Consider the following 25,312-nt stretch of genomic DNA (forward strand, 5'->3'; position numbering starts at 1 on the left):
AAGTTGGAAACCTGGATGAGAGCCCACGCTGACGGGAAGGATTGCCATTCAATATCGAGGGGAAAATGGTGGACGCACTAGGGCTCGAACCTAGGACCCGCTGATTAAGAGTCAGCTGCTCTACCAACTGAGCTATGCGTCCACTGCCATTTTCAGGCGCGCTTTGCAGTGAAGAGAAGCCCTCTTTGCTGCGAAGCGAGCGGCCCGCTATCATGGCTCTTGGGGGATGGCAATGCCCCCGATGCTTTTTTCCCAAGTTTTTTTCTCAATGAAATCGGCGCGTGCCCGTTTTGCTGTCGTTTTCGATCGCGAGCATGATTCCGACGCAGGTCATGATCGTCAGCATCGACGAGCCGCCATAGGAGAAGAGCGGCAACGGGATGCCGACGACAGGGGCCAAACCCATCACCATCATCAGGTTAATCGCGATGTAGAAGAAGATCGTCATCGTGAGACCCGCGGCGGTGAGCTGGCCGAAGCGCGTGCGCGCTTTGAGTGCCACGCGGGTCGACCAGCGCAATAGCAGGAAGAATCCGAACAGCAGTGCAAGCCCACCGATCAGGCCCCATTCCTCGGCCATCGTGGCGAAGATAAAGTCGGTGTGGCCCTCGGGGAGGTAATCGAGATGGCTTTGCGATCCGTTGAGGAAGCCCTTGCCGCCGATCCCGCCCGAGCCGATCGCGATCTTCGATTGGCTGATGTGATAGCCGGCACCGAGCGGATCGCTTTCGGGGTCTAGGAAGATCAGCACGCGCTTTTGCTGATAGTCGTGCAGGAATGAAAAGAGGACCGGTAGCGCCGCGAGACCCGCGACCGCCGTGCTGCCGAACCACCAGAACGGCAGGCCGGAGCAGAACATCACGACGACGCCGCCGATGCAAATGGCAAGTGCGGTGCCAAGGTCGGGTTGCAGCATGACAAGCGCGGCGGGGAGGCCAATCATAACCAGCGCTGGCCATAGAGCTGTAAAGGTCCGCGTCTCGCCGGGCGGAAGCTGCGTATAGAAACGCGCAAGCGCGATGACGATCGCGACCTTCATCAGTTCGGAGGGCTGGAGGTTCATGAAGCCGAGGTTGAGCCATCGCTGGCTGCCCCCGCCGACGAAGCCCAACAATTCCACCGCGATCAGCAGTACGAGCACGCCGATATAGGCGATGTAGGCGAAATCCTCGAAGATGCGGATCGGGAAGCGCCCGATCACCAGTGCCACGCTGAGGAAGACGAGAAAACGCACGCCCTGATTGAGCGCCCACGGCGTCCAGCTACCGCCCGCGGCCGAATAAAGCACGAGCAGCCCGAAACCGGTTATGCCGGCAAGGATGCCGATCAGTTTCCACGGGATGCGCTGGATGGCGGGTGGGACGGGGATCATTGCGCGAGCTCCGGATCGGGCTTCGACGCGCCCGCCTTCCACGCCGCATAATCGCGGTCCATGCGTTCCTTGATCGTGCCGCCCCAGCCGGCCTCGAAGGTTTCGAGCGCCTCCATCGCCTTTTCGCGGTCGAAGAGGAAAGTCATGAAATCCTTGGCCACGGGCGCCGCGGCGCGCGATCCGCCCATGCCATGCTCGATCACAACGGCGGTCGCATAGCGCGGATTGTCGACCGGCGCGAAACCGATGAACAGGCCGTGGTCGCGGAATTTCCATGTTCCGGCCTTGCCGTTGCCGGTGTTAAGTCCGCGTACCTGTGCGGTGCCCGTCTTGCCCGCCATCGCGATGCCGTCGAGCGGCAATTTGCTGCGCCCCGCCGTGCCGCCCGGCCCGTTGACGACGAGGTCCATACCATGGCGCGCGGTCGCGAGCGCCTCGGCGGAAAAGGGAAGGGCCTCATTCTTGAAGTGCCGATTGACGAGGCGTGGATAGAGGCGGCGGCCCGATGCGATGCGCGCCGCCATCACGGCGAGCTGAAGCGGGTTCACGCTGACATAGCCCTGGCCGATGACTGCGTTCAGCGAGTCCGACGCCGACCATGGCTGGTCGTATTTCTTCATCTTCCACGCGCTGTCGGGAATGGTGCCGAAACGCTGGTTGCTGCCTGCGAGCTGGAACTCTTCGCCAAGCCCCATCAGCTTTGCGGTGGGAGCGATGGCATCATAGCCGAGCCGGTGCGCGACCCAATAGAAATAGCTGTTGCAGCTTTTCATGATCGCGGTCGCCATGTCGACGCTGCCATGCCTGCCGAGGCAGCGGAAGAAACGGCTGCCGAGCCGGTAGCCGCCGATGCAGGTGTGGCGTTCGCTCGGGTCGATGCCATGTTCGATCGCGGCGATCGCGGCCATCGGTTTCAGCGTCGATCCGGGCGGATAGAGGCCGCGCGTCGCCTTGTTGATCAGCGGCTGGTGATCGTCGGCGCGCAACCAGGCATATTCGCTGCTGCTGATCCCGTCCGAAAAACTGTTCGGATCAAAGCTTGGCATCGAGACGAAGGACAGGATGTCGCCATTGTGGCAGTCGATCACGACCGCCGCGCCGGACTCGCGCCCCATGCGCCGGGCGACAAACTCCTGCAGGTCGGCGTCGATCGTCAGGTGGACCGTCTTGCCCTGTACGTCGGCCTGCGTCGAAAGATCGCGGACGACCTTGCCGCGCGCCGTAACCTCGACCCGGCGGGCACCGGGTTGGCCTTTCAGCATATCCTGGAAATACTTCTCCAGCCCGTCCTTGCCGATCTTGTACCCCGGCGTGATGTAGAGCGGATCCTTGACCTTCTGATATTCCTCGGCGTTCGGGGCGCCGACATAGCCGATCAGATGGCCGACCGCCGCACCGGTCGGATAGTTGCGGGCAAAACCGCGCTGCGGCGCGATGCCGGGCAATTCGGGCAGGCGGACAAGGATCGAGCTATACTCGGCCTCGGTCATGTCTTCCTTGATCGCGACGGGCTGGAACCCCGACGCGGCCTTCAGGTCGCGGTTGATCCGTTCCATCGTGTCGCCGTCGAGCCGCAACAACGTCTGGAGCTGTCCGAGCACGATTTCTTTATTGTGCAGGCGATCGGGAATGATGTCGATGCGGAGGCTGACGCGGTTGTTTGCAAGCGCCTTGCCGTTACGGTCGACAATCCAGCCGCGACGCGGCGGAATAAGCGTCAGGTTTACACGATTGCTTTCCGATTCAAGGACATAACGATCATTATCGACGACCGAAATATACGCCATGCGCGCGGCGAGCGCGACGCCGACCGCCGCCTGCGCGCCGCCGACGACCAGCGCGCGGCGAGTGAAGGTAAGGCCCCTCCAGGCTTCGGTAATCGGCGGACTCTTCTTCTTCGGCATTCGGGGGTTGGAACCAGTCTATCGGCGTTTCAGGCGGAAATTGTCAAATTTGCCGGTCAGGCGCATGAACAGCGGCACGAGAAGCGCCGAGATGATGATCTGCGGCACCACCAGGCCAAGCACGCGGCCGGTCGCGGCATGCGGGTGGGTGATCAGTGCCGCAAGCGACTGGATGATCGCAACTGACGCCGCGGCAATCGCCCAGTCGTGAAAGAAGCCGCGCCAATAGATGCGCTGCGACGAATAGGCGATCGCAATGCTGGCGATCGTCCACAATCCCATCGCGGTGCCGATCGGTGCGCCGCTGAACAGATCGTCCCACAGGCCAAGCGGCAGGCCGATCCACACCGGCCACATTTCGGCGCGAAGCAATTGCCAGCACAGGAAGAACAGCAGGCCCAGCGGCGGCAGCACCGGCGAGTTGGCGATCAGCGGCAGCATCAGCGGCAACGCCGAGGCGAACATCACGCTCGCAATCGGAACAAAGCGCATCCGCCACAGCGATGCGGGTTCGCCGAGGCGCGGCCCCTTCTGGTTCATGGCGCTTTGGTGGGGGCCGGGGCGGCGGCAGAAGGGGTCGCGGGGCCGGGCAGGCCCTGCGCTTCGATATTGTCCGGGGTGTAGGGGCGCAGCACCGACACGGCATCGACCTTGCCCGGGTCGGCGAGCGGGCGCGCGAGCGCGCCGTCGTCCTGGCGCCGTACGACAATCGCGACCGGGATATTGGGCGGATAGAGCCCGCCGGTGCCGGAGGTGACAAGGATGTCACCCGGCTTGAACGGGTTGTTCGCGATGTTGAGCGTGCGGACGTCGAGATCGCCATTGCCGCGCCCGCTGGCAAGCGCGGGCAGGCCGTCGCGCGCGCGGCGTACAGGGACGATATTGTCGACGTCGGTAAGCAGCAGGACCTGCGACACCGACGGCCCGGCGCCAAGCACGCGGCCGATGAGGCCGTCGGCACCGCGTACCGGCTGGCCCGCAGCGACGCCGAGGTTGCGCCCGATGCTGAGCAGCGCGATGCGCTTGCTGCTCGTCGAGGTCGAGGTCAGCAGATAGCCGTTGGCGAGCGCGGTCTTATCCGTTTCCTGCAGCTTGAGGAGCGTCTTGAGCTGGCGATTCTCTTCCTGCAGCGAACTGGTCGCGACGAGTTCGCGGCGTGTGTCGGCAAGTTCCTTGCGCAGACGCCGGTTTTGCGTGCCCGCGCTGACATAGGCGCCGACGGTATCGTCGATGCCCGAGATCGACCCGATGACCGAACGCGTTCCGCGCGCGATGGGCGCAGTGATTTCCTGGCTCGCCACGCGCAACTGCGCGAAGCCGACAGGGTCAACGACCGACAGGATCGCCAGCAACAAGCCCGCCACTGCCCCTGTCACCGCGATGACATAGGCAACGAACAGGCTGTACTGGGCCTTTCGGGATTGCCCCGGACGCCGATGTGCCGGGCGGACCATGGTTCAGCGCCGGAGTATCAGGCTTGCTGCAACACGCCGCGGAAAGCGGGGTCTTCCATCGCGCGGCCGGTGCCGATCGCGACGCAGGTCAGCGGATCCTCTGCCACCGTGACCGGCAGGCCGGTCGCGTCGCGCAGCAGTTCGTCGAGTTCGGCGATCAACGCGCCGCCGCCCGTCAGTACGATGCCCTGATCGACGATGTCGGCCGCAAGTTCGGGCGCGGTGTTCTCGAGCGCGATGCGGACGCCCTCGACGATCGTGCCGATCGGTTCGGACAACGCTTCGGCGATCTGCGCCTGATTGATCGAGATTTCCTTGGGCACGCCGTTGACGAGGTCGCGGCCCTTGATGTGGATCGTCAGGCCGGTGCCGTCGGCGGGAATGCGCGCGATGCCGAAATCCTTCTTGATCCGCTCGGCGGTCGATTCACCGATCAGCAGATTATGGTGTCGGCGGACATAAGAGACGATCGCTTCGTCCATCTTGTCGCCGCCCGCGCGAACCGACGTGGTATAGGCAAGGCCGCGGAGCGACAGCACCGCAACTTCGGTCGTGCCGCCGCCGATGTCGACGACCATCGAACCGATCGGTTCGGTGACGGGCATGTCGGCGCCGATCGCTGCTGCCATCGGTTCCTCGATCAGCCACACTTCGCTGGCGCCGGCGTTCGACGCGGCGTCGCGGATCGCGCGGCGCTCGACGCTGGTCGAGCCGGAGGGAACGCAGATCACGATTTCGGGGCTGCGGAACGCGTTGGGCTTGCCGCCATGCACCTTGGTGATGAAGTGCTTGATCATCTGTTCGGCGACGTCGATGTCGGCGATGACGCCGTCGCGCAGCGGCCGGATCGCCTCGATGCTGTCAGGGGTCTTGCCCATCATCAGCTTCGCGTCGTCGCCAACCGCCTTTACCCGCTTGATCCCGTTCAGCGTTTCGACCGCAACGACTGAGGGCTCGTTCAGCACGATTCCCTTGCCGCGCACGTAGACGACCGTGTTAGCGGTGCCGAGGTCGATAGCCATGTCTTGGGAATTGAATTTGAACCAGCGGGAAAAGAAGGACATCGATACTGCTTCCTGTCATCGAAGCCGCGCCCTTGATGGACGCGCCCTGTCGTGATTTACCGGCGCGCCCGGCCGGCGACAGCTACAATCAGGGGGAGATTCCGGCTCTTCCTTTTGGGGTGGCTGGACAAAATGATCAGGGCTGTGCGGATGGGTCGCGATTTGCGTTCGACTGCGCTAGGAGAGCGGCCATGTCAATACGTCGCCTGCCGGAAACGCTAGTAAATCGGATCGCAGCCGGTGAAGTGGTCGAAAGACCTGCCGCGGCGCTCAAAGAACTGGTTGAAAATGCCATCGACGCCGGTTCGACTCGCATTTCGGTGCGAATCGCCGAGGGCGGAGTATTGCGGCTGGAAGTCGAGGATGACGGCTGCGGTATGACCGCCGCCGATATGGCGCTCGCACTCGAACGCCACGCGACGTCGAAGCTGCCCGATGACGCGATCGAGGATGTCACGACCCTCGGCTTTCGTGGAGAGGCGCTGCCGTCGATCGCCAGCGTCGCGCGGCTGACGCTCGAAAGCCGGGTGACCGGCGCCGACGGCTGGAAGCGTGTGGTCGACAATGGCGCGGTCGTGGCCGAGGGACCAGCCGCGCTTGCGAAGGGCACGCGTGTGATGGTCGAGGACTTGTTCGCGCGCGTTCCGGCGCGCCGCAAATTTCTGCGCAGCGGGCGCAGCGAATATGCCGCATGCCTAGACGTGGTAAAGCGGCTTGCGATGGCGCGGCCCGATATCGGTTTTACGGTCGAGCATGACGGGCGCCGCGTGCTCGACGTGCAAGGCGGGCAGGATCAGCTTTCGCGCGTCGCGGCGTTGACCCAGCGCGATCTGGCCGCGAACAGCATCGGCGTCGATATCGACCGCGGCGAGGTACATCTGGGCGGCGTGATCAGCCTGCCGACCTACAATCGGGGCATCGCCGACCATCAATATCTGTTCGTTAACGGCCGCCCGGTGAAGGATCGGCTGCTCGTCGGTGCGCTTCGCGGTGCCTATGCCGACTTGCTCGCGCGCGATCGCCATCCGGTGGTTGCGCTGTTCCTCGACGTGCCGACGAGCGAGGTCGATGTGAACGTCCATCCGGCCAAGACCGAGGTGCGCTTTCGCGATCCGCAATTGATCCGCGGCATGATCGTCGGCGGCCTCCGCCGCGCGCTCGACGAACATGGTTTTCGTAGCGTCCAGCGCCCGGCGGAAGCTGCGCTTGCCGCTTGGCAGCAGGAACCAGTCGCGCCGCAGCCGACGGCGCCATCGCTGTTTGCTGTTCCGCCTGCGTATAGCCATTCTCCGGCGGCACATTCCTTCGGAGACGCGGGCGCCGGCGCGTCGACAACGGCTTTGCTGCACGATCGCATCATCGATTTTGCGGCTCCGCGCGATGCCCTGCCGATGGGCCGCGCCGAACCGGCGACCTCTCCCGTCCCGCAGGCCGAGGCGCATCCGCTAGGCATCGCGCGCGGGCAGATCGCGAAAACCTATATCGTAGCCGAGGCCGAGGACGGCCTCGTCATCGTCGACCAGCACGCCGCGCACGAGCGGCTGGTACTCGAACAGTTGCGCCACGGAATGAGCGGGCAGGCGGTGCCTTCGCAGGGCCTGCTGCTTCCCGAAGTCGTCGAACTCGATGAGCCCGCGTGCGACCGGCTCGAAGCCGCCGCGCCACAGCTTGCGGCGCTCGGCGTCGAACTCGAACGCTTCGGCCCCGCCGCAGTCATGGTCCGCGCGACGCCTGCGATGCTGGGCGCGATCAACTGTCAGAAACTGGTCACCGACATCGCCGACGATCTGGCGGGCTATGACGCGGCATTGGGTTTGAGTGAGAAACTCGAACTCGTCGCGGCAACGATGGCGTGCCACGGCTCGGTCCGCGCGGGCCGGACGCTCAGCGTCGCCGAAATGAACGCGCTGCTTCGCACGATGGAAGTGACACCGCATTCGGGGCAGTGCAATCACGGGCGGCCGACTTGGGTGAAGCTGGCGATGGACGATGTCGAAAAATTGTTCGGGAGGAAATAGGATGACGCTTCGGATCCTTGCCATTTCGCTGGCGGCTATCTTGCCCGCGACGGCGTTCGCGGCGCCCGCCGAAAAGGCCGCCACCACCTGTCCGGCTGCGCCCGTGCTGCCGCCTGAACTCGCCGACTGGGCGCGCGCTGCGTCGAGTAAGACAATCTATGCCTATGGCGACGATCTTGGCGCCGACTGGTCGCCGCTGGGCGCTGCACGGACGGCCTTGCCGCTGCACAAATTCGAAAGCCTGCGGTACGGCGTCGCGCCCGACCGCAAGCCCGACGTCTATAAATTCGGCGGCATGATCCCGATCGACGTCAAAAATCCGGGGCGGCTGGTGGTCGCGCTCGACGCCGGGGCGTGGATCGATCTCGTCCGCGACGGCGTCGTCGTAAAGTCGATCACGCACGGCCATGGCCCCGCCTGTTCAGGCATTCGCAAGATGGTCGAGTTCGACGTAACGCACGGCCGCTATCTGCTTCAGATCGTCAACGCGCCGACGGCGTCGATCCACGCGATGGCACTGCTACGCGACTGATCAGCGCAGGCGTTTCGCCAGCAAGCCCGTTGCATCGCTGGGCAGCGGGGCGACGCCGATAAGTCGCATGAGCAGCGGGTAGACCTCGATATTGTCGACGGTGCCGATATCGCCTTTCAGCCCGGTACCGCTGGCAACGAACAGCGCGAGCATCTCGGGGTCGGCATTGTCATAGCCATGCGCGCCGCCGGTGACTGGCCAGCTTGGCGGCCCCGCGAGGATCGTCCAGCCCGGCTCGGCAATACAGATGATCGCGGCAACGCGCGGGTTCTGGCCATAGTGGAGCCGCTTGGGGAGCTCCTCGCGGCGGTTGCAGACCATATGCTCATGCGGTTCCAGCAGCGCCTTATACACACGCTCGTCGGTCGCGGCGGCGGGCTCGATCGCCGCATAGGGGCCGGTCTCGACCGCAATGATGCTCGGCAAGTCGATCAGGTCGGCAAGCTGGATCACGCGGCTCTCGTCGATCGCGCGCATTCCGTGATCGGCGACGACGACCATCTGTGCGGATTGCCCCATCGCGGCCAGCCCCGAAACAAGCTCGCCGACGCGCGCGTCGACTTCGGTAATCGCGGCATTGACCTCGGCGCTGTCGGGGCCGAACTTGTGCCCTGCATCGTCGACCGCCTCGAAATAGAGCGTCATGAAGGCCGGGCGAATGTCTGCGGGGCGCCGCATCCAGTCGAGGATCGTGTTCACACGCTGCGCATATCCGACATCGGCGTCATAACGCAGCCAGTCGGGCGGGCGGTTCTCGTGGATCGCGACCTCGCTGCCCGGCCAGAACATCGTTGCGCTGCGCACGCCGGCCTTGCCTGCGGTGATCCACGCGGGCTCGGCCTCGTCCCACCAAAAGGGATCGAGCGATTGCTTCGGATCGCCGAGGCTGAACTTCACATTCGGTCGCCGCGGGTCGATCATATTGTTGCCGACGATGCCGTTCGTGTCGGGACGTTTGCCCGTGACGATCGCATAATGATTGGGGAAGGTCTTGGTCGGAAACGACGGGCGCAGCTTGCCGCGCGCGCCTTCGGCGGCGAGCCGCGACAGATTAGGGGTGATACCGCGATCGAGATAATCGGCGCGAAATCCGTCGATCGAGATCAGGATCGTCACGGGCTTGCGCTCTCCCGCCTCCTGCGCGTGCGCGGCGAGGGGGGCGAGAAGGGCGAGCAGGAGCGCGAACAGACGGGTCATGCGGTGGCCGCTATGGCGCTTATGTGACCGTCCGGCGACACTAGGCCATCTTGATCCCGGCGACATCGCGCTCGACGACGCCCGTCGCGCGCTTCGACAGCGTGTTCACCGGCGTCGTCACTTTGTCGACGACCATGAAGTGCGTCTGCCAGGCGTCGCGATTGACGTCGCACACGATATAGCCGCGCTGGTCGTTCGCGAATTTGAGCTCGGGATTCTGGCTCAGAAACACGTCGGTACCGTTGCGCTTGTCGCTGCCGTCGCCGCCGCTGGAGATCGACGTCGCGACGAACTCGGCGCCGACGACCTTGTCTTTGAGAACCAGATCGCCACAGAAATTCTGATGCTCGTCGCCGGTCAGCACGACATTATTCTTGAGCCCCGCCATGCGCGACAGGATACGTTCGCGCGGGGCTTCATAGCCCGCCCAACTGTCGAGATTCACGATCTTCTTCGGCTCGTCGGCCTTTCGCCGCCGGTCGAGCGACATCATCGTGATCTGCTGCGCGAACGCGTTCCACGTCGCGCCGCCCTTCGACAGATTGCGCCCGAGCCATTCCTCCTGCGCTTTACCGAGCACCTGCGCATTTTTGTCGAAAACGCCGGGGCACGCGGGCTTGAAGCCGTCGTCGCATGCCTGGTCGCTGCGATATTGCCGCGTGTCGAGCAACTGCATCGCCATCAGGTCACCCCAGCGAAACTCGCGGTTCATCGCGACCATACCGCCGCGCGGAAGCAGCGCCTTGCGCACCGGCATATGCTCGTACCACGCCTGCATCGCCGCCTGTTTCTTCAGCATGAAGACTTCGGGCGGTGCGGCTTCGGGGTCGTTGACGTCGAGCCCGAGCTTCCAATTGTCGATGTCGGAGACCCAGTCGTTGCGGATCTCGTGATCGTCGAAGCTCGACAGAAAGGCGTGGACCGAGCGCGCCGCCTGCAGGTCGATGTCGCCGAGCTGCTGGGCATAGGCGTTGCGGAAATCATTGACGTCGACGAGCGCGCGGAAGGCGTGTTTGCGCACCGGACGCGTCGGCAACCCGGTGTTGAACAGATAATCCTCGCTATATTCATAGATGAAGTCGCCATAATGATAGACGAAAGCGAGGTCTTCGCGCGCAAGGTGGCGATAGGCGCCAAAAAAGCCCGCTTCGAAATGCTGGCACCCGGCGACGCCGAATTTCAGCGCATCGGTTTTTGCGTCCGGCGCGGGCAGGGTGCGCGCGCGGCCGCGCAGGCTGCGTTCGCCGCCCGCTGTGAAGCGGTAATAATAGGGACGATCGGGCAGCAGTCCCGCGACCTCGACATGAACGCTGTGCGCAAGCTCGGGCCGCGCAAATTCGGTGCCCTTTGCCACGACATCGCGAAAGCCGCTGTCGCTCGCGACCTCCCAGTCGACCGGGAAATTTGCCAGCGGCATCCCGCCGTGGCGCTCCATCGGTTCGGGGGCGAGACGCGTCCAGATAACGAAGCCGTCGCTCGCGGGGTCGCCCGCCGCGACACCGAGGCTGAACGGGAATTCGCGGAAAATTCCGCCCTCGGCCCGCAGAATCGCGGGGGCGGCAAGACCGGCGAGGGTGGCCCCGGCAAGAAAGTGACGGCGGTTGAACATGGCTGGGCTCCGTGGGGACGAATCGAAGCCCCTGATAGCCCAGCCATATGTTTCATCAATGACCGATGCGGAACGGCATCAGAACCACATGCGCGCCATCCACAGCGCCATCGCGACCATCATCACATTTTCTGTTAGCGACACGAAGCCGAGGGGCACCTTGCTGCTGCCGCCGACGCACGCGCATTTGATGTCGCGCTTATCGATGTAAACCGCCTTGAACACCGACACCGCGCCGATGCCGCCGATGAACAACGCGATCGGGATCGACAACCAAGGCAGGATATGTGCCGTCATCAACACGCCCGCCAGACCCTCGGCAAAGGGATAGATATTGCCATAGGGCACCCATCGCTTGGCGAGCAGGTCATAGTTCAGGAACATCGTCGCGAATTTGTCGACATCCTGCAGCTTGAGGAGTGCGAGCACGATCATGCTGAACGAGATGAACCATTCGGCGGCGCGCAGCGTGAATGCGCTGCCTTCGACGGCAAAGCTCGCGGCGAGTGCCATCAGCGCGGTCATCGCGAACAGCGCGATCACGGGCGTGTAGCTTGTCGCATTGGGGTCAGCGACCTTCAGCCCCAAATGGCGACGCAGATCGTCGTGACCGCCGATACGTGATCCGTCGATGAAGGTCTGCGGCGTCGTCTTGACGTCGTGCTCGGCCTTGAACGCGTCGACCGCCTCGCGGGTCGTCAGCCATCGGTCGTCGACCGTGTAACCGCGGCTTTCCAGCAGATGTTTTGCCTTGAGGCCATAGGGACAGATATGTCCCGGCATGACCATGCGATGGAGTGTTGCTTGCTTCGTCATGCGCCCCATATAGCGTCCGTACCATGGTACGGAGTCAAGCGATGCAACTCACGATCGGCAAATTGGCGCAGGCGGGCGAGGTCGGTGTCGAAACCATCCGCTATTACCAGCGCCGCGGCTTGCTGGGCACCCCCGCGCGAAGCGGTGGAGACGGGTGGGGCGGAGGAATCCGCCGGTACGGCGACGACGATCTTCGCCGCCTGAAATTCATCCGTTCGGCGCAGGCGTCGGGTTTTACCCTAGACGAGATTTCGGAACTGCTGGCGCTGGAAGCGAGCGACGATCGCATCAGCGTGCGCACGCTCGCGCGTCAGCGGATCGAGGCGCTCGACGAAAAGATCGCGCAAATGACCGCAACCCGCGCCGCCCTCGCACGCCTCGCCGACCAATGCGCGGCGAGCGATAAAGGGCCGTGCCCGATATTGGCGGCGTTCGAGTCTTAGTGCGGAGACGGCCGCTGGCGGCCGTCGGCCGTCGCTTATTGGCTTGGCGGCTCAGAAGCTACGCCAGCGCAAAGTGCTTTGGCGCAGGCTTTCGTATGTCTGGAAAAGAATGGCTCCCCGGGTAGGATTCGAACCTACGACCGATCGATTAACAGTCGATTGCTCTACCGCTGAGCTACCGAGGAACACGCCGCCGATGCGGGCAAGGCGGCCCCTTTGCCGCCGGTCGCGGGATTAATCAAGCCCTCAAACGATAAATTGTTCCATTGCGATGCGTTCGTCCAATCCCTGATCGGGATCGAACAGCAAAGTCAGCGGCCGACTGCGGTCGGTGGTGACTAGCACCGTCTTCACATCTCGAATCTCGCGCTGGTCGGCAACGGCGCTGACCGGGCGTTTCGCTGCCTCGCGGACGTTGAAACGGATGCTGGTCGATTCGGGGACGAGCGCGCCGCGCCAACGGCGGGGGCGGAAGGGGCTGATCGGCGTCAGCGCCAGCATTTCGGATTCGAGCGGCAGGATCGGGCCGTTGGCGCTGAGATTATAGGCGGTCGATCCGGCCGGGGTCGATACGAGCACTCCGTCGCACGCCAGTTCCTCAAGCATCGTCTTTTCGTTGATCATCACCTCAAGTTTCGCCGCCTGACGTGTCTCGCGCAGCAACGAGATTTCGTTGATTGCCGGCAATATATGCCGTTCGCCGCTGATCGTCGTGATATCGCCGCTTAGCGGATGGATCAGGAACGGGCGCGCAGCGGCGAGGCGGTCAACAAGGCCCTCGATCCGAAACTCGTTCATCAGAAAGCCGATCGTGCCGCGGTTCATGCCAAAGACGGGCAGGCTGCGTCGCTGGTCGAGCAGCTGGTGCAGCATATGCAACAGGAAGCCATCGCCGCCCAGCGCGATCAGCAGGTCTGCCTCCGCCAGATCAACGAAGTCATAGAGCGGACGCAGTTCGGCTTCCGCCTCCATGGCCGCGGGCGCGTTCGATGCGACTAGCGCAATCTTGCGATGCATAATGGTCCGGTTCCCCCGTGCCTTCAAATAACGGGATGGCCTGTCAGCCGCCCGTTGCACTCATATGACGCGCGACCGCCGGTTTGGACTTTCGCTCGATATGAAAGTCATGCGCGCGGGGTTTGCCAGCCAAAGCCGCATCAATCAAGCCGTCGACATCACCGCGCTCGCGCAACGCGGAGCGCAGGTCGACATGGTCGTCCTGGCCAAGGCACATATAGACGCGTCCCTCGACCGTCAGGCGGATACGGTTGCAGGTCGCGCAGAAATTGTCGCTGAGCGGGGTGATCAGTCCAAGCGTCACCGGGCTGTTCTCGATCGCGAAATAGCGTGCGGGGCCGCCGGTGCGCTGGTCGATAGGATAGATGGCCCGCGTTTCGCGAAGCGGCGCGATGAAATGATGGAGCGGTATATAATGGTCGCTTCGGTCTTCCTCGACTTCGCCGAGCGGCATCGTCTCGATCAGCGTCAGGTTGCATCCGGCCGCGGCGCAATAATCGAGCATCGGAAGCAATTGATCTTCGTTGAGTCCGGCGAGCGCCACCATGTTGATCTTGACCGCCAATCCCGCACGGCGCGCGGCGTCGATCCCGCGCAGCGCAACTGCAAGATCCCCGACGCGCGTGATATGGCGAAAGGCGTCGGTGTCGAGCGTGTCCAGGCTGACGTTGATGCGGCGGACGCCCGCCGCTGCCAGCATCGGGGCGTGCTCGGCCAGCCGCATCGCATTGGTGGTCAGCGTGAGTTCGTCGAGGCCCTGGCCGATCAGAGCACCCAGCCGCATTGCTAGCGTGTCGATTCCGCGCCGTACGAGCGGTTCGCCGCCCGTCAGTCGGATGCGGCGAACCCCGCGCGCAACGAAGCGCTCGGCAAGTTCGCCCATTTCCTCTATGCTGAGCACCGCCGATTTGGGTAGGAAGGTCATGTCTTCGGCCATGCAATAACGGCAGCGCAGGTCGCAGCGGTCGGTGACCGACAGGCGTAAGTAACTGATCCGTCGGCCAATGCCGTCGATCAAAGGGGCCGTCGATGCGGCGCTGTGGGAAAATGTGACAGCCACGCGCGCATTGTGATGCAAAAGGGAAGCGCTTGGCAAGCAAAGCCTGTTAGAGGGACCGCCATGAATCGCCTGTCCGAATCTCTTTCCGCCTGCGCCCGCAAGCTTGAAACCCTGCACGCCCGGCACGACGCCGACGTCGGCGTCCTCCTGGTGCAGGTCGACCAGATGGCCCGCATCAACAACAGCGCTGGCACGGCGACGGGCGACTCGGTGCTCGATGAAATCGGGCGCCGCCTCGAAAATTTCGCGAGCGACGAGTTCGGCCAGGGGTCGTGCGTCGATCGCCTCGACGGTCCGCGCTTCCTCATCGTGCCCGCGACGCCGATGTCGCTGGGGGCGCTGCGGGCGCAGGAGCGCGCGCTGCACGTCGCGCTCGCCGAGCCGATCGTCGGCGATCCGAACGGCCGCCTGTCGATCCGCATCGCGGCCGCCCTGATCACTCGCGACGAGCCCGTCGACGAACAGCTTCGTTCTGCGGGCGACCAACTGGCGCGACCGGCGTCGGCGCGCGACGGGGTGATGGTCCACGCAGCGTTGTCGCGGAACGAGGTGGTGATCCACTATCAGCCCCAATATGACGTCGCGACCGGCGAGATGACCGGGGTCGAGGCGCTTCTACGCTGGCAGCATCCCGAACTTGGTCTGCTTGGCGCGGGACCGTTGGTAACAGCGGCGCGCGCGGCGCGGCTCGAATGCGAGCTCACCGAACATGCGCACCGTGTCGCGCTGGCCGAAATGGCGACCTGGCCAAAAGCGCTGGCGAAGCTGCGCGTCTCGCTCAACATAACCGCCGCCGATCTCGGTGACCCCGAATTTGCCGGGCGTTTTGCGGAGATGGCAAAGGCCGCGAAAATCGATCCCGATCGGTTGACGCTCGAGCTGACCGAGCAGGCGATGCTGAGCGATCCGGCGAGCGCCGCCGACCAGCTCGCGCAGATCCGCGCACTTGGCGTCGCGGTCGCGATAGACGATTTCGGTACCGGCTATTCCAGCCTGTCGCTGCTCGCGCGGTTGCCTATCGACTATCTCAAGATCGACAGCGGCTTTACCCGCACGATCGACGGCAGCGACCGCGACCGCATCGTCGTGCGCGCGATCGTCGACCTCGCGCGCGCGCTCGGCTTGCTGGTGGTGGCCGAAGGGATCGAGAATGTGCGCCAGTTGGAGCGTCTCTCCGACCTCGGCGTCGCGACCTGGCAGGGCTTTCTGAAATCGGGGCCGGTGCCCTCGGATCAGTTGCTGGCGTTGATGGAATAGTCCGCCGTCATTGCGAGCGAAGCGAAGCAATCCAGAGCGGTGTACGCGACTCTGGATTGCCGCGTCGCCTTCGGCTCCTCGCAATGACGACCTCTAGTTATCCCGCCACTTGCCGCGCCAGCTTCCCCAGACCCTTCGATAGCTGCAGCGCGCCGTTGAGGCGCGCGCCCGTGCTCACCCAGTCGCCGCTGATCGAAAGCTTGTTGTCGGGGCGGATACGCGCACGACCTTTCAGCCGTTCGACATAGGCGATGAGCCCGGGGACGTTGGCGAACTGGTCGCCATGGAAGCTCACGAGTGCGCCCTTGGTTCCGACGTCGAGCTTCGCGATTCCAGCGAGCTTGGCGTTCGCCTTGATCTCCATAAGCTGGATCAGGTTCGCGGTCTCGGGCGGCAGCGGACCGAAACGGTCGATCATCTCGGCGGCAAAGGCATCGAGTGCCGGGCGATCCACGGCTTCGTTGAGGCGGCGATACAGCGCCATGCGCAGCGGCAGGTCGGGGACATAATCCTCTGGAATCAGGATCGGCGCGTCGACCGTGATGACGGGGGAGAGCGCTTCGCGCGGCGGCGCAGCGCCCATGCCCTCGGCCTTCGCGACCAGGATCGCCTCTTCGAGCATGGATTGGTAGAGTTCGAAGCCGACTTCGCGGATATGCCCCGACTGTTCGTCGCCGACGAGGTTGCCCGCGCCGCGAATGTCGAGGTCGTGGCTCGCAAGCTGGAAGCCGGCACCCAGCGTATCGAGATCGCCAAGCAGCTTGAGCCGTTTTTCGGCGGTGTCGGTGATCGCGCCGCCTTCCATCGTCGTAAGATAGGCGTAGGCGCGCGTCTTCGACCGCCCGACGCGCCCGCGTAGCTGATAGAGCTGCGCAAGGCCGAAGCGATCGGCTCGGTGGACGATCAGCGTATTGGCGCTCGGGATATCGAGCCCGCTTTCGACAATCGTCGTCGAGACGAGGACGTCATATTTGCGGTCATAGAAGGCGCTCATCCGCTCCTCGACCTCGCCGGGCGCCATCTGTCCATGCGCGACGACATATTTGATCTCGGGCACGCGCGTGCGCAGGAATTCCTCGATGTCGGGCAGGTCCTTGATCCGCGGCGTAACGAAAAAGCTCTGCCCGCCGCGATCATGTTCGCGCAGCAGCGCTTCGCGGATCACGACGGGGTCCCATGGCGCGACATAGGTGCGGACGGCAAGACGGTCGACCGGCGGCGTCTGGATAACGCTGAGTTCGCGGAGGCCCGACATCGCCATCTGAAGCGTGCGCGGGATTGGAGTAGCGGTGAGGGTCAGCACATGAACGTCGGTCTTGAGCTGCTTCAGCCGTTCCTTGTGGACGACGCCGAAACGCTGTTCCTCGTCGACGATGACGAGGCCGAGGTTCTTGAACTCGACCGATTTCGCGATGACGGCGTGCGTGCCGACGACGATATCGATCTGCCCGCTCGCGAGACCGTCGCGCGTCTTTTGTGCTTCGCCCGCCGGGACGAGGCGCGACAGGCGGCCGATGTTGACCGGGAAGCCTTTGAAGCGTTCGACGAAATTCGTGTAATGTTGACGCGCGAGGAGCGTCGTCGGCACGACCACGGCGACCTGTACCCCCGCCATAGCGGCGACGAAAGCAGCGCGCAGCGCGACCTCGGTCTTGCCGAACCCGACGTCACCGCAGACCAGCCGGTCCATCGGCCGCCCGGACGCCATGTCGGCGAGCACGTCGCCGATCGCGCGGTCCTGATCGTCGGTTTCCTGATAAGGGAAACGGTCGGCAAAGGCGGGATATGCCGCATCCTGCGCGAGTAGTTCGCCCGAGCGGAGCGCGCGCTGCGCCGCAGTCGCGAGCAGTTCGCCCGCGATCTCGCGGATGCGCTCCTTCATCCGCGCCTTGCGACGTTGCCAGGCTTCGCCGCCGAGCTTGTCGAGGCCAACACCGTCGCTCTCGCCGCCATAGCGTGAGAGGACGTCGAGATTTTCGACGGGGACGTAGAGCTTGTCGCCGCCGGCGTAGGTCAGCGCGACGCAATCGTGGGGGCTGCTCCCGACCGGGATTTGTGTCAGCCCCTCATAACGGCCGATACCGTGGTCGAGATGGACGACAAGGTCGCCGACGCTGAGCGTCGCCAGTTCGGCGAGGAAGGCATCGGCGCTCTTGCGGCGTTTCTGGCGGCGGACGAGACGTTCGCCGAGGATGTCCTGTTCGGTGAGCAGGCTGATCGCGTCGGAGGCGAAGCCATGATCGAGCGGCAGCACCACCATTGCCGTCGCGCCGCCGCTTTCCGACGAGGCGGTGCCGAGCGCATCCTGCCAGCTATCGGCGGGCGCAAGCGAGGTGACGCCATGGTCGCGGAGCAGCCCCGAAAGGCGCTCGCGTGCGCCGCCCGAATAGCTGGCGATGATCGTGCGCCGGCCCTTGCGGCGTTCATCGCTCAGATGGTCGGCGACCTTCGTATAGACATTCTCGTCAGCGGTACGCTCCGGCGTGAAATCGCGTGCTGCGAAGGTTTCGAGGTCGATCACCGTTGCGGATGGCGGAACGTCGAACGGTGTTACGATATGGACAGGGCGCCCGGACGACGCTTCGGCCCATTCGCTATTCGTCAGATAAAGCGTTTCGGGTGCCAGTGGGCGATAGCTGCCGGGCGATTCGCGTTCTGCGGCGACGCGGTTCGCATGATAGTCGGCGATCGCGGCGAAGCGCGTTTCGCCGGTCGCCTCGGTGCGGTGGCCGCGCAGCACCGGCGCCGCGGGATCGATATGATCGAACAGCGTCGCCAGCCGTTCCTCGAACAAGGGCAGCCAGTGGTCCATGCCGGCCTGCCGCCGACCGTCGCTGACTGCCTGATAGAGCGGGTCACCGGTCGCCTGTGCGCCGAACAGATCGCGATAGCTGGAACGGAACCGTTTGATCGTGGCTTCGTCGAGCAGGGTTTCGCTGGCGGGCAGCAGTTGCAGCGCCTTGGCGGGGCCAAGGCTGCGTTGGTCGGCGGGGTCGAAGCGGCGAATGCTTTCGATCTCGTCCCCAAAGAAGTCGACGCGCAGGCCGTTTTCCTCGCCAGCCGGAAACAGGTCGAGAATGCCGCCACGTACTGCGAACTCGCCCTGATCGGCGACGGTGTCGACACGGCTGAAGCCGTTCGACACCAGCAGTTCGGCCAGGGCGTCGCGATCGATTCGTTGACCCGGCGCGAGCGTCGTCGCGAGCTGGCGGATGCGAAAGGGCGTCAGCGTCCGCTGGGTGATTGCGGCGACGGTGGTCAGGATCAACTCGCCGCGCTTTGCGGGAAGCTGCAGCGCGGAGAGCGTCGCCAGCCGGTCGGCGCTGACCCGCATCGACGGTCCCGCCCGGTCATAGGGCAAGCAATCCCACGCGGGGAATCGGTGGACGATCAGATCAGGCGCAAAGAAGGGAGCCGCGTCGGCAATCGCCTGCATCGCCGCATCGTCGGTCGCTACATAAACGAGGCGCTTGTCGCTTGCCCGCGCCAGGTCGGCCAGCAGCAGCGGCAGGAAGCCGTCGGCCGCGCGCGCCAGTGTGAGCGGCGCCGACGCCGATCCGATGGCGGCAAAAATGTCGGCGGCGCTTAAGGTCATGGCAGCGGGATATAGTCCAGCCGGCGCATCGCGGCGATCATGTCGGGACGGTCGAGATGCGCGGGTGGTTCGCCGGTGCCGAGCGCCCACGCCATGATGTCGACGTCATCCTCTTCAACGACGATCTCGTACCAGGCGACCTCTTCCTCGCTCCAGCCCGCCGAATAACGATCGAAAAAACCGCCGATCATATAGTCGGCCTCGCGCGTGCCGCGGTGCCAGGCACGGAATTTCAGGCGTTTGAGGCGGTCTTGCATGGCGGGCCTTTTAGACAAAACGGATGATGTAGCAACCAGCCGTTCCCCTTCATCCTTCGCCCTGAGCTTGTGGAAGGGACCGTTCTTCCCCGGCAGCGTTGGATTGGGAAGAACGACTTTTCGACAAGCTCGGCACGAACGGACACGAGGTTGCGTTCCTTCGCTCGACATGAGCGGAAGGGCGAGGCTAGAGATGCCCTAGCGATGCGACCCGAGATACTCAATCCGCTCTTTGCTGCGCTCACCGACCTGAAAGGCGTCGGGCCGCAGCTTGCCAAGCCGCTCACGCGGCTGGGGCTCGAACGCGTGGTCGACGTACTGTTTCATTTGCCGACGGGATTGATATCGCGTTTTCCGGTCGAGCGGCTCGATCAGGCGCAGGCCGGACAGACGATCATCGTCGAACTGACCGCGCAGGACTATCGCCCGGGCCGCAGCCCGCGCGCCCCGTTCGGGGTCGAAGCGTTCGACGATGCGGGCGATCATGTGCGGCTCGTCTATTTCGGGCGGACGTCGGGGCTGGCGCGCAAGCTCTTCCCACTCGGCGAGAAGCGCTGCGTGTCGGGGCGGCTCGACCTGTATGGCGACATGCGTCAGATCGTACATCCCGATCAGGTGGTGGAGCCCGGCGATGAGGGCGGAATCGCCGAGCATGAGCCAGTCTATCCGCTTACCGAGGGGCTCACCAACGCGCGGCTGTCGCAACTGGGACAGGTCGCGCTCGAACGTCGGCCCGATCTTGCCGAATGGATCGATGCGCCGCTGCTCGCCAGTCGTGGCTGGCCCGCGTGGCGCGAGGCGATGGAACGCGCGCATGCAAGCCCGCGCGACGAACCCGCACGCGACCGGCTCGCCTATGACGAGATTTTCGCGAGCCAGGTCGCGCTGATGCTGATCCGGCAAGGGCTTCGGACACGCAAGGGCAGATCAATCGTCGGCGACGGCCGGCTGACCGATGCGCTTAAGCTGCCTTTCGGACTGACCGGAGCGCAGGAACGCGTCGGGCGTGAGATCGCGGGCGACATGGCACAGGACACGCCGATGCTGCGGATGCTGCAGGGCGATGTCGGTTCGGGCAAGACGCTCGTCGCGTTGCGCGCGATGCTCGCGGCGGTCGAGGCTGGGACGCAGGCGGCGTTGCTCGCCCCGACAGAAATCCTGGCGCGTCAGCATTTTGCGACGTTGCAGCGGATGCTTGGCGGACTGCCGGTCAACATCGCGATCCTGACCGGCCGCGACAAGGGCAAGGTACGTGAATCGACGCTGATGGGGCTTGCGGACGGCACCATCGACATCCTCGTCGGTACGCATGCGATCTTCCAGCAGGCGGTAAATTACCGGGACCTGGCGCTTGTCGTCGTCGATGAACAGCATCGCTTCGGTGTCGCGCAGCGGTTGATGCTGACCCAAAAGGCGGCGCGTCCGCCGCATTTGCTCGTCATGACCGCGACGCCGATTCCGCGCACGCTGCAACTCGCCAATCATGGCGAGATGGACGTGTCGCAGATCGACGAGATGCCGCCGGGACGCACCCCGGTCGATACGCGCGTCATTTCGCTCGATCGGCTCGACGACGTCGTGGACTCGCTCGATCGGCACCTTGCAACGGGCGCACAGGCCTATTGGGTTTGCCCGCTTGTTGCCGAAAGCGAAGGGAGCGAACTCGCCGCCGCTGAAGATCGGGCGGCGTTGCTCCGCGCGCGGTTGGGCGATCAACGGGTCGGGCTGGTTCACGGCCGGATGAAAGGCCCCGAGAAAGACGACGTCATGGCGCGCTTTCAGGCGGGCGAGATCGGGGTTCTCGTCGCGACGACGGTGATTGAGGTCGGGGTCGATGTGCCGGCCGCCAGCCTGATGATTGTGGAACATGCGGAGAATTTCGGACTTGCTCAGCTTCACCAATTGCGTGGCCGTGTCGGGCGCGGCGCGGCGAAGTCGGTCTGCCTGTTGCTACGCTCGCAGAATCTGTCGGAAACGGCGCGCGAGCGGCTCGCTCTGATGCGCGATACGAACGATGGTTTCGTGATTGCGGAGAAGGATCTGGAATTGCGCGGCGGCGGGGAACTGCTCGGGCTCAAGCAGTCGGGCGACGCCGATTATCGGCTCGCGACGCCCGAACAACTCGTGCGCCTGCTACCCGTCGCGCATGACGACGCACGGCTGTTTGTCGAACGCGATGGCGGTATGGAGGGCGCAAGGGCAGAAGCCGTGCGCCTCTGCCTCTATCTGTTTGAACGCGATGCGGCGGTGCCGCTGCTGAGAAGCGGTTAGTTTGCGTCGCCGCGAGCGCCCATGGCGCGGATCATCGGCAGATAATCTTCAACAGAGATCGACTTGTCGAACTGGACACCGGTCTTGCCGCCGAGCGACCAGACGACCTTTGCGGCAGTGCGGCCGATGATCGGCATGCGGAACACGACAAGGTCGCCGGGCTCAAGCCCGCGCTCGAAACGCATCAGCAGGCCGTCGGCGCTGATATTGACGCATGTGCACATTTCCTGCCGTCCGTCGGGCATGACGAATGGCAGGCGACAATAAACGTCGCTACGCGGCGCGATCCGCTGGTCGAGGCCGACATAATGGGCCTTGCTCGTGTCAATCTTGCGCATATCTGTGGACCTTGTTGATTTGGCCATGAACGATCCATCCGATTGCTGAAGAAGTAGTAAATGCGTTTGTGGCCGTTACCGCGTCACAAGGCCATGTTTTTTTGAGCCGAGGCTCAGCGGAATGGGGTTCGCGCCCGGCTGGATCAGGTGCTGCGGGTCGCGAACGACATTGCCATCGACCTTCACGGCGCCCTCTTCGAGCTTGCGGCGCGCCTCCTTGTTCGACGTCGCAAAGCCGAGTTCGCGCAGCGCATCGACGACGCTGATACCGTCGGCGGGCGCGACAACTTGCGGAAGGTCGCCGCCTATCTGCCCCTTTTCAAAGGTTTGCGTCGCGGTCGCCGCCGCCGCCTTTGCGGCCTCTTCGCCGCGGCACATTGCGGTCGCCTCGTTGGCGAGAATCTTCTTTGCCTCGTTGATCTCCGCGCCCTCGAGCGCTTCGAGCCGGGCGATCTCGTCCAGCGGCAGGTCGGTGAACAGCTTCAGAAACTTGCCGACATCGCGGTCGTCGCAGTTGCGCCAATATTGCCAGTAGTCAAAATGGGACAGTTGTTCCGGATTTAACCAGACGGCTCCGGCAGCGGTTTTGCCCATTTTTGCTCCCGCGGCGGTGGTCAGCAGCGGAGTCGTGAGGCCATAGAGATCGGCGCCGTCCATGCGGCGGCCAAGCTCCATTCCGTTGACGATATTACCCCACTGGTCCGATCCGCCCATCTGCAGCCGGACATTCATGTCCTTCGACAGGTGGCGGAAGTCGTATCCCTGCAGGATCATGTAGTTGAATTCGAGGAAGGTCATCGGCTGCTCGCGCTCAAGCCGCAGCTTGACGGAGTCGAATGTCATCATGCGGTTGATCGTGAAATGCGTGCCAACTTCTTGCAGCAGTTCGATGTAACCGAGTTTGCCGAGCCAAGACTGATTATCGACCATAACCGCGTCGGTCGGACCGTCGCCGAAGGTCAGAAACTGCTGAAAGATGCTAAAGATCGACGCGATGTTTGCGGCGATCGTCTCGTCCGACAGCATCTTGCGGCTTTCGTCGCGCCCGGTGGGGTCGCCAATCCGCGTCGTCCCGCCGCCCATCAGCACGATCGGCTTGTGCCCTGTCTGTTGCAGGCGCCGTAGCATCATGATCTGGACAAGGCTGCCGACGTGCAAACTGGGGGCTGTTGCGTCGAAACCGATATATCCGGGGATGACCTGTTTGGCGGCAAGTGCATCGAGCCCTTCCGCGTCGGTCGTCTGATGGATATAGCCTCGCTCGTCGAGCAGGCGCAGCAGGTCGGATTTGTAACTGGTCATAGCGGGCGGGCGCTTAGCATGGGGTTTGATATTTGGATAGCATGCGCAGAACCCTCATCTGTCATCCCGACACGCCGGCGAAGGCCGTTCGGGCGGTTGCGGTCGAAATCACGCTGTCGTTCGACGATGGCTTTGCGCTGCGCTATCTCGTCGAAGGCAGGATTGACGAACTCGTCGTGCCGAAGGGGGAGGGCGAATTGGTCATTGCCGATAGCGCGACCGACGGGCTCTGGCAGAGCACTTGCTTCGAAGTCTTCCTGACCGAAGAGGGACAGCCCGACTATACCGAATTCAATTACAGCCCCGACGGGCGCTGGGCCTGTTACCAGTTCGACGATTATCGCTCGTTGCTGCGTTCGGATGAACTCGCGCCATGGGAAATCTCGGCCGAGCGTGGTGAGCAAAGCTATGCCTTGCGCATTGAGCCCGGCATCTTTCCCGACATGGGTGCGAAGCTCGCACTGTCGGCGGTGATCGAGGAACTCGACGGTACCAAAAGCTATTGGGCGCTCGCGCATCCGCCGGGCAAGCCCGACTTTCATCATCCCGATTGCTTTGCGCTCACGCTTGGGGCACCCGACGCGGCATGACAGTGAACTTCGGTATCGACCGCCTGCTCGCCGACCCGGCGCTTCGCAAACCGCTCGAAGGCAAGCGCGTAGCGCTGCTCGCGCATCCCGCCTCGGTCACCGCTGACCTGACGCACAGTCTCGACGCGCTTGTCGCGATGGGTCTCGATATCACCGCAGTGTTTGGGCCGCAGCATGGCGTTCGCGGTGACCTTCAGGACAATATGATGGAGTCTCCGGACTTCACCGATCCGACCTATGGCATGCCGGTGTTCAGCCTTTACGGCGAGGTGCGGCGCCCATCGGGTCAGTCGATGCACACCTTCGACGTGATGCTCGTTGACCTGCAAGACCTTGGCTGTCGCATCTACACCTATGTGACGACCTTGCTCTATATCCTCGAAGCCGCGGCCCAGCATGGCAAGGCGGTGTGGGTGCTCGACCGGCCCAATCCCGCGGGGCGCCCCGTCGAGGGCACGCGACTTCTGCCCGGCTGGGAAAGCTTTGTCGGTGCCGGGCCGATGGTGATGCGTCACGGTCTCACGATGGGTGAGATCGGGCACTGGTTCATCCGCCACTTCGGCCTCGACGTCGATTATCGCGTCATCGCAATGGACGGCTGGGATCCCAAAGGCCCCGGCTTCGGCTGGCCTGAGGATCGCGTGTGGATCAACCCCAGCCCGAACGCCGCGAACGTCAATATGGCGCGCGCATATGCGGGCACGGTGATGGTCGAAGGAGCCACGCTCAGCGAGGGCAGGGGAACCACGCGCCCGCTTGAACTGTTTGGCGCGCCTGACATCGATGCGAAGGCGGTGATTGCAGAAATGCATCGTCTCGCACCCGAATGGCTCGGCGGATGCAAGCTACGCGACATCTGGTTCCAGCCGACTTTCCACAAACATGTCGGCCAGCTCAACAGCGGCGTTCATATCCATGCCGATGGTCCCTGGTACGACGACGATGCGTTCCAGCCCTGGCGCGTGCAGGCGCTGGGGTTCAAGGCGATCCGCTCGCTGTACCCCGATTATCCGATCTGGCGCGGCAAGGATTTCAAATATGAGTACACCGACGATGTCCTCGCGATCGACGTGATCAACGGCGGCCCCGGCCTGCGTGAATGGGTCGACGATGCAGGCGCGGCGGCGGGCGATCTCGATGCGCTGGCGCAGCCCGACGAGGCCTCTTGGCGTGAGGAAATCGCCGATCTTCTGATTTATTGACGAAGGGGAAAATG

21 protein-coding genes and 2 tRNA genes are annotated in these 25,312 nt (G+C 63.9%); 7 read left to right on the forward strand and 16 right to left on the reverse strand.

Annotation, left to right across the window (positions count from 1 at the left end; translation table 11 throughout):
• Positions 1–66 precede the first annotated feature (66 nt).
• The 6 genes from KEC45_RS06505 to KEC45_RS06530 all read right to left on the reverse strand — a co-directional run bounded on the left by KEC45_RS06505 (position 67) and on the right by KEC45_RS06530 (position 5,794).
• Positions 67–142, reverse strand: a tRNA-Lys gene (locus tag KEC45_RS06505).
• Positions 143–265: 123 nt separating this feature from the next.
• Positions 266–1,372 carry a rod shape-determining protein RodA gene (gene rodA / locus KEC45_RS06510; protein WP_062181593.1) on the reverse strand — a complete coding sequence of 369 codons (1,107 nt, stop codon included), beginning with the start codon at positions 1,370–1,372 and terminating at the stop codon, positions 266–268.
• Complete coding sequence (gene mrdA / locus KEC45_RS06515) at positions 1,369–3,276, reverse strand: penicillin-binding protein 2 (protein ID WP_252171675.1); 1,908 nt, start codon at positions 3,274–3,276, stop codon at positions 1,369–1,371. The genes rodA and mrdA overlap by 4 nt, the downstream gene beginning before the upstream one ends.
• 18 nt (positions 3,277–3,294) lie before the next feature.
• On the reverse strand, positions 3,295–3,816 hold the full coding sequence (gene mreD / locus KEC45_RS06520; RefSeq protein ID WP_062181587.1) for a rod shape-determining protein MreD: 522 nt from the start codon (positions 3,814–3,816) through the stop codon (positions 3,295–3,297).
• Positions 3,813–4,730 (reverse strand): rod shape-determining protein MreC, encoded by a 918-nt coding sequence (mreC, locus tag KEC45_RS06525; protein ID WP_062181584.1) that lies wholly within the window; start codon positions 4,728–4,730, stop codon positions 3,813–3,815. The genes mreD and mreC overlap by 4 nt, the downstream gene beginning before the upstream one ends.
• Before the next feature lie 17 nt (positions 4,731–4,747).
• Positions 4,748–5,794, reverse strand: a complete 1,047-nt coding sequence (locus KEC45_RS06530) for a rod shape-determining protein (protein ID WP_062181581.1) — start codon at positions 5,792–5,794, stop codon at positions 4,748–4,750.
• A 191-nt stretch (positions 5,795–5,985) separates the two neighbouring features.
• On the opposite strand from KEC45_RS06530, the gene mutL reads away from it, so the two are divergent.
• Together mutL and KEC45_RS06540 are read left to right on the forward strand one after the other, a co-directional pair.
• Positions 5,986–7,812 (forward strand): DNA mismatch repair endonuclease MutL, encoded by a 1,827-nt coding sequence (mutL, locus tag KEC45_RS06535; protein WP_252171676.1) that lies wholly within the window; start codon positions 5,986–5,988, stop codon positions 7,810–7,812.
• 1 nt (position 7,813) lies between these two features.
• On the forward strand, positions 7,814–8,344 hold the full coding sequence (locus KEC45_RS06540; RefSeq protein ID WP_252171677.1) for a homogentisate 1,2-dioxygenase: 531 nt from the start codon (positions 7,814–7,816) through the stop codon (positions 8,342–8,344).
• Here the strand turns inward: KEC45_RS06540 and KEC45_RS06545 are convergent, their stop codons facing one another.
• The 3 genes from KEC45_RS06545 to KEC45_RS06555 all read right to left on the reverse strand — a co-directional run bounded on the left by KEC45_RS06545 (position 8,345) and on the right by KEC45_RS06555 (position 11,966).
• The gene (locus KEC45_RS06545; RefSeq protein WP_252171678.1) at positions 8,345–9,541 is read right to left on the reverse strand and encodes a nucleotide pyrophosphatase/phosphodiesterase family protein; all 1,197 of its coding nucleotides are present in this window, start codon (positions 9,539–9,541) and stop codon (positions 8,345–8,347) included.
• 40 nt (positions 9,542–9,581) lie between these two features.
• Positions 9,582–11,150: an alkaline phosphatase gene (locus KEC45_RS06550; RefSeq protein WP_252171679.1), complete on the reverse strand. Its 1,569-nt coding sequence runs from the start codon at positions 11,148–11,150 to the stop codon at positions 9,582–9,584.
• Between the two features lie 78 nt (positions 11,151–11,228).
• Positions 11,229–11,966, reverse strand: coding sequence for a glutaredoxin (locus KEC45_RS06555; RefSeq protein ID WP_252171680.1), 738 nt, complete (start codon positions 11,964–11,966; stop codon positions 11,229–11,231).
• 41 nt (positions 11,967–12,007) lie between these two features.
• Between KEC45_RS06555 and KEC45_RS06560 the strand changes: the two genes are divergently transcribed.
• Complete coding sequence (locus KEC45_RS06560) at positions 12,008–12,409, forward strand: MerR family DNA-binding protein (RefSeq protein ID WP_252171681.1); 402 nt, start codon at positions 12,008–12,010, stop codon at positions 12,407–12,409.
• Between the two features lie 110 nt (positions 12,410–12,519).
• Here KEC45_RS06560 and KEC45_RS06565 read toward each other — a convergent pair.
• From KEC45_RS06565 to moaA, 3 genes are all read right to left on the reverse strand, one after another.
• A tRNA-Asn gene (locus tag KEC45_RS06565) sits at positions 12,520–12,594 on the reverse strand.
• A 61-nt stretch (positions 12,595–12,655) separates the two neighbouring features.
• Positions 12,656–13,426: an NAD kinase gene (locus tag KEC45_RS06570; RefSeq protein WP_062181560.1), complete on the reverse strand. Its 771-nt coding sequence runs from the start codon at positions 13,424–13,426 to the stop codon at positions 12,656–12,658.
• A 43-nt stretch (positions 13,427–13,469) separates the two neighbouring features.
• Positions 13,470–14,444, reverse strand: a complete 975-nt coding sequence (moaA, locus tag KEC45_RS06575) for a GTP 3',8-cyclase MoaA (protein WP_252171682.1) — start codon at positions 14,442–14,444, stop codon at positions 13,470–13,472.
• A 102-nt stretch (positions 14,445–14,546) separates the two neighbouring features.
• Here moaA and KEC45_RS06580 point away from each other — a divergent pair, with 102 nt between their 5' ends.
• A complete protein-coding gene (locus KEC45_RS06580; protein ID WP_252171683.1) occupies positions 14,547–15,743 on the forward strand; it encodes a GGDEF domain-containing phosphodiesterase in 1,197 nt (398 codons plus the stop codon).
• 97 nt (positions 15,744–15,840) lie between these two features.
• Here KEC45_RS06580 and mfd read toward each other — a convergent pair whose 3' ends face one another.
• Both mfd and KEC45_RS06590 read right to left on the reverse strand, forming a co-directional pair.
• Positions 15,841–19,338, reverse strand: a complete 3,498-nt coding sequence (gene mfd, locus KEC45_RS06585; RefSeq protein WP_252171684.1) for a transcription-repair coupling factor — start codon at positions 19,336–19,338, stop codon at positions 15,841–15,843.
• On the reverse strand, positions 19,335–19,595 hold the full coding sequence (locus KEC45_RS06590) for a succinate dehydrogenase assembly factor 2 (protein ID WP_252171685.1): 261 nt from the start codon (positions 19,593–19,595) through the stop codon (positions 19,335–19,337). The genes mfd and KEC45_RS06590 overlap by 4 nt, the downstream gene beginning before the upstream one ends.
• Before the next feature lie 204 nt (positions 19,596–19,799).
• Between KEC45_RS06590 and recG the strand changes: the two genes are divergently transcribed.
• Entirely contained in the window at positions 19,800–21,866 is a 2,067-nt protein-coding gene (gene recG / locus KEC45_RS06595; protein ID WP_252171686.1) for an ATP-dependent DNA helicase RecG, read from the forward strand.
• Here the strand turns inward: recG and KEC45_RS06600 are convergent.
• Together KEC45_RS06600 and tyrS are read right to left on the reverse strand one after the other, a co-directional pair.
• The gene (locus KEC45_RS06600; protein ID WP_062181546.1) at positions 21,863–22,204 is read right to left on the reverse strand and encodes a PilZ domain-containing protein; all 342 of its coding nucleotides are present in this window, start codon (positions 22,202–22,204) and stop codon (positions 21,863–21,865) included. The two genes, recG and KEC45_RS06600, sit on opposite strands and share 4 nt — an antisense overlap.
• Before the next feature lie 75 nt (positions 22,205–22,279).
• The gene (gene tyrS, locus KEC45_RS06605; RefSeq protein WP_252171687.1) at positions 22,280–23,506 is read right to left on the reverse strand and encodes a tyrosine--tRNA ligase; all 1,227 of its coding nucleotides are present in this window, start codon (positions 23,504–23,506) and stop codon (positions 22,280–22,282) included.
• Positions 23,507–23,547: 41 nt separating this feature from the next.
• Between tyrS and KEC45_RS06610 the strand changes: the two genes are divergently transcribed.
• Positions 23,548–24,096, forward strand: coding sequence for a DOMON-like domain-containing protein (locus tag KEC45_RS06610; RefSeq protein WP_252171688.1), 549 nt, complete (start codon positions 23,548–23,550; stop codon positions 24,094–24,096).
• Between the two features lie 2 nt (positions 24,097–24,098).
• Entirely contained in the window at positions 24,099–25,298 is a 1,200-nt protein-coding gene (locus tag KEC45_RS06615; protein ID WP_252172022.1) for an exo-beta-N-acetylmuramidase NamZ domain-containing protein, read from the forward strand.
• Positions 25,299–25,312: the final 14 nt, after the last annotated feature.

This window comes from Sphingopyxis sp. USTB-05, assembly GCF_023822045.1.
GTDB lineage: Bacteria > Pseudomonadota > Alphaproteobacteria > Sphingomonadales > Sphingomonadaceae > Sphingopyxis.

Coding starts and splice junctions, on each gene's coding strand:
- rodA (WP_062181593.1), bottom strand. CDS start 1,372: ATGATCCCCGTCCCACCCGCCATCCAGCGCATCCCGTGGAAACTGATC.
- mrdA (WP_252171675.1), bottom strand. CDS start 3,276: ATGCCGAAGAAGAAGAGTCCGCCGATTACCGAAGCCTGGAGGGGCCTT.
- mreD (WP_062181587.1), bottom strand. CDS start 3,816: ATGAACCAGAAGGGGCCGCGCCTCGGCGAACCCGCATCGCTGTGGCGG.
- mreC (WP_062181584.1), bottom strand. CDS start 4,730: ATGGTCCGCCCGGCACATCGGCGTCCGGGGCAATCCCGAAAGGCCCAG.
- KEC45_RS06530 (WP_062181581.1), bottom strand. CDS start 5,794: ATGTCCTTCTTTTCCCGCTGGTTCAAATTCAATTCCCAAGACATGGCT.
- mutL (WP_252171676.1), top strand. CDS start 5,986: ATGTCAATACGTCGCCTGCCGGAAACGCTAGTAAATCGGATCGCAGCC.
- KEC45_RS06540 (WP_252171677.1), top strand. CDS start 7,814: ATGACGCTTCGGATCCTTGCCATTTCGCTGGCGGCTATCTTGCCCGCG.
- KEC45_RS06545 (WP_252171678.1), bottom strand. CDS start 9,541: ATGACCCGTCTGTTCGCGCTCCTGCTCGCCCTTCTCGCCCCCCTCGCC.
- KEC45_RS06550 (WP_252171679.1), bottom strand. CDS start 11,150: ATGTTCAACCGCCGTCACTTTCTTGCCGGGGCCACCCTCGCCGGTCTT.
- KEC45_RS06555 (WP_252171680.1), bottom strand. CDS start 11,966: ATGACGAAGCAAGCAACACTCCATCGCATGGTCATGCCGGGACATATC.
- KEC45_RS06560 (WP_252171681.1), top strand. CDS start 12,008: ATGCAACTCACGATCGGCAAATTGGCGCAGGCGGGCGAGGTCGGTGTC.
- KEC45_RS06570 (WP_062181560.1), bottom strand. CDS start 13,426: ATGCATCGCAAGATTGCGCTAGTCGCATCGAACGCGCCCGCGGCCATG.
- KEC45_RS06580 (WP_252171683.1), top strand. CDS start 14,547: ATGAATCGCCTGTCCGAATCTCTTTCCGCCTGCGCCCGCAAGCTTGAA.
- mfd (WP_252171684.1), bottom strand. CDS start 19,338: ATGACCTTAAGCGCCGCCGACATTTTTGCCGCCATCGGATCGGCGTCG.
- KEC45_RS06590 (WP_252171685.1), bottom strand. CDS start 19,595: ATGCAAGACCGCCTCAAACGCCTGAAATTCCGTGCCTGGCACCGCGGC.
- recG (WP_252171686.1), top strand. CDS start 19,800: ATGCGACCCGAGATACTCAATCCGCTCTTTGCTGCGCTCACCGACCTG.
- KEC45_RS06600 (WP_062181546.1), bottom strand. CDS start 22,204: ATGCGCAAGATTGACACGAGCAAGGCCCATTATGTCGGCCTCGACCAG.
- tyrS (WP_252171687.1), bottom strand. CDS start 23,506: ATGACCAGTTACAAATCCGACCTGCTGCGCCTGCTCGACGAGCGAGGC.
- KEC45_RS06610 (WP_252171688.1), top strand. CDS start 23,548: ATGCGCAGAACCCTCATCTGTCATCCCGACACGCCGGCGAAGGCCGTT.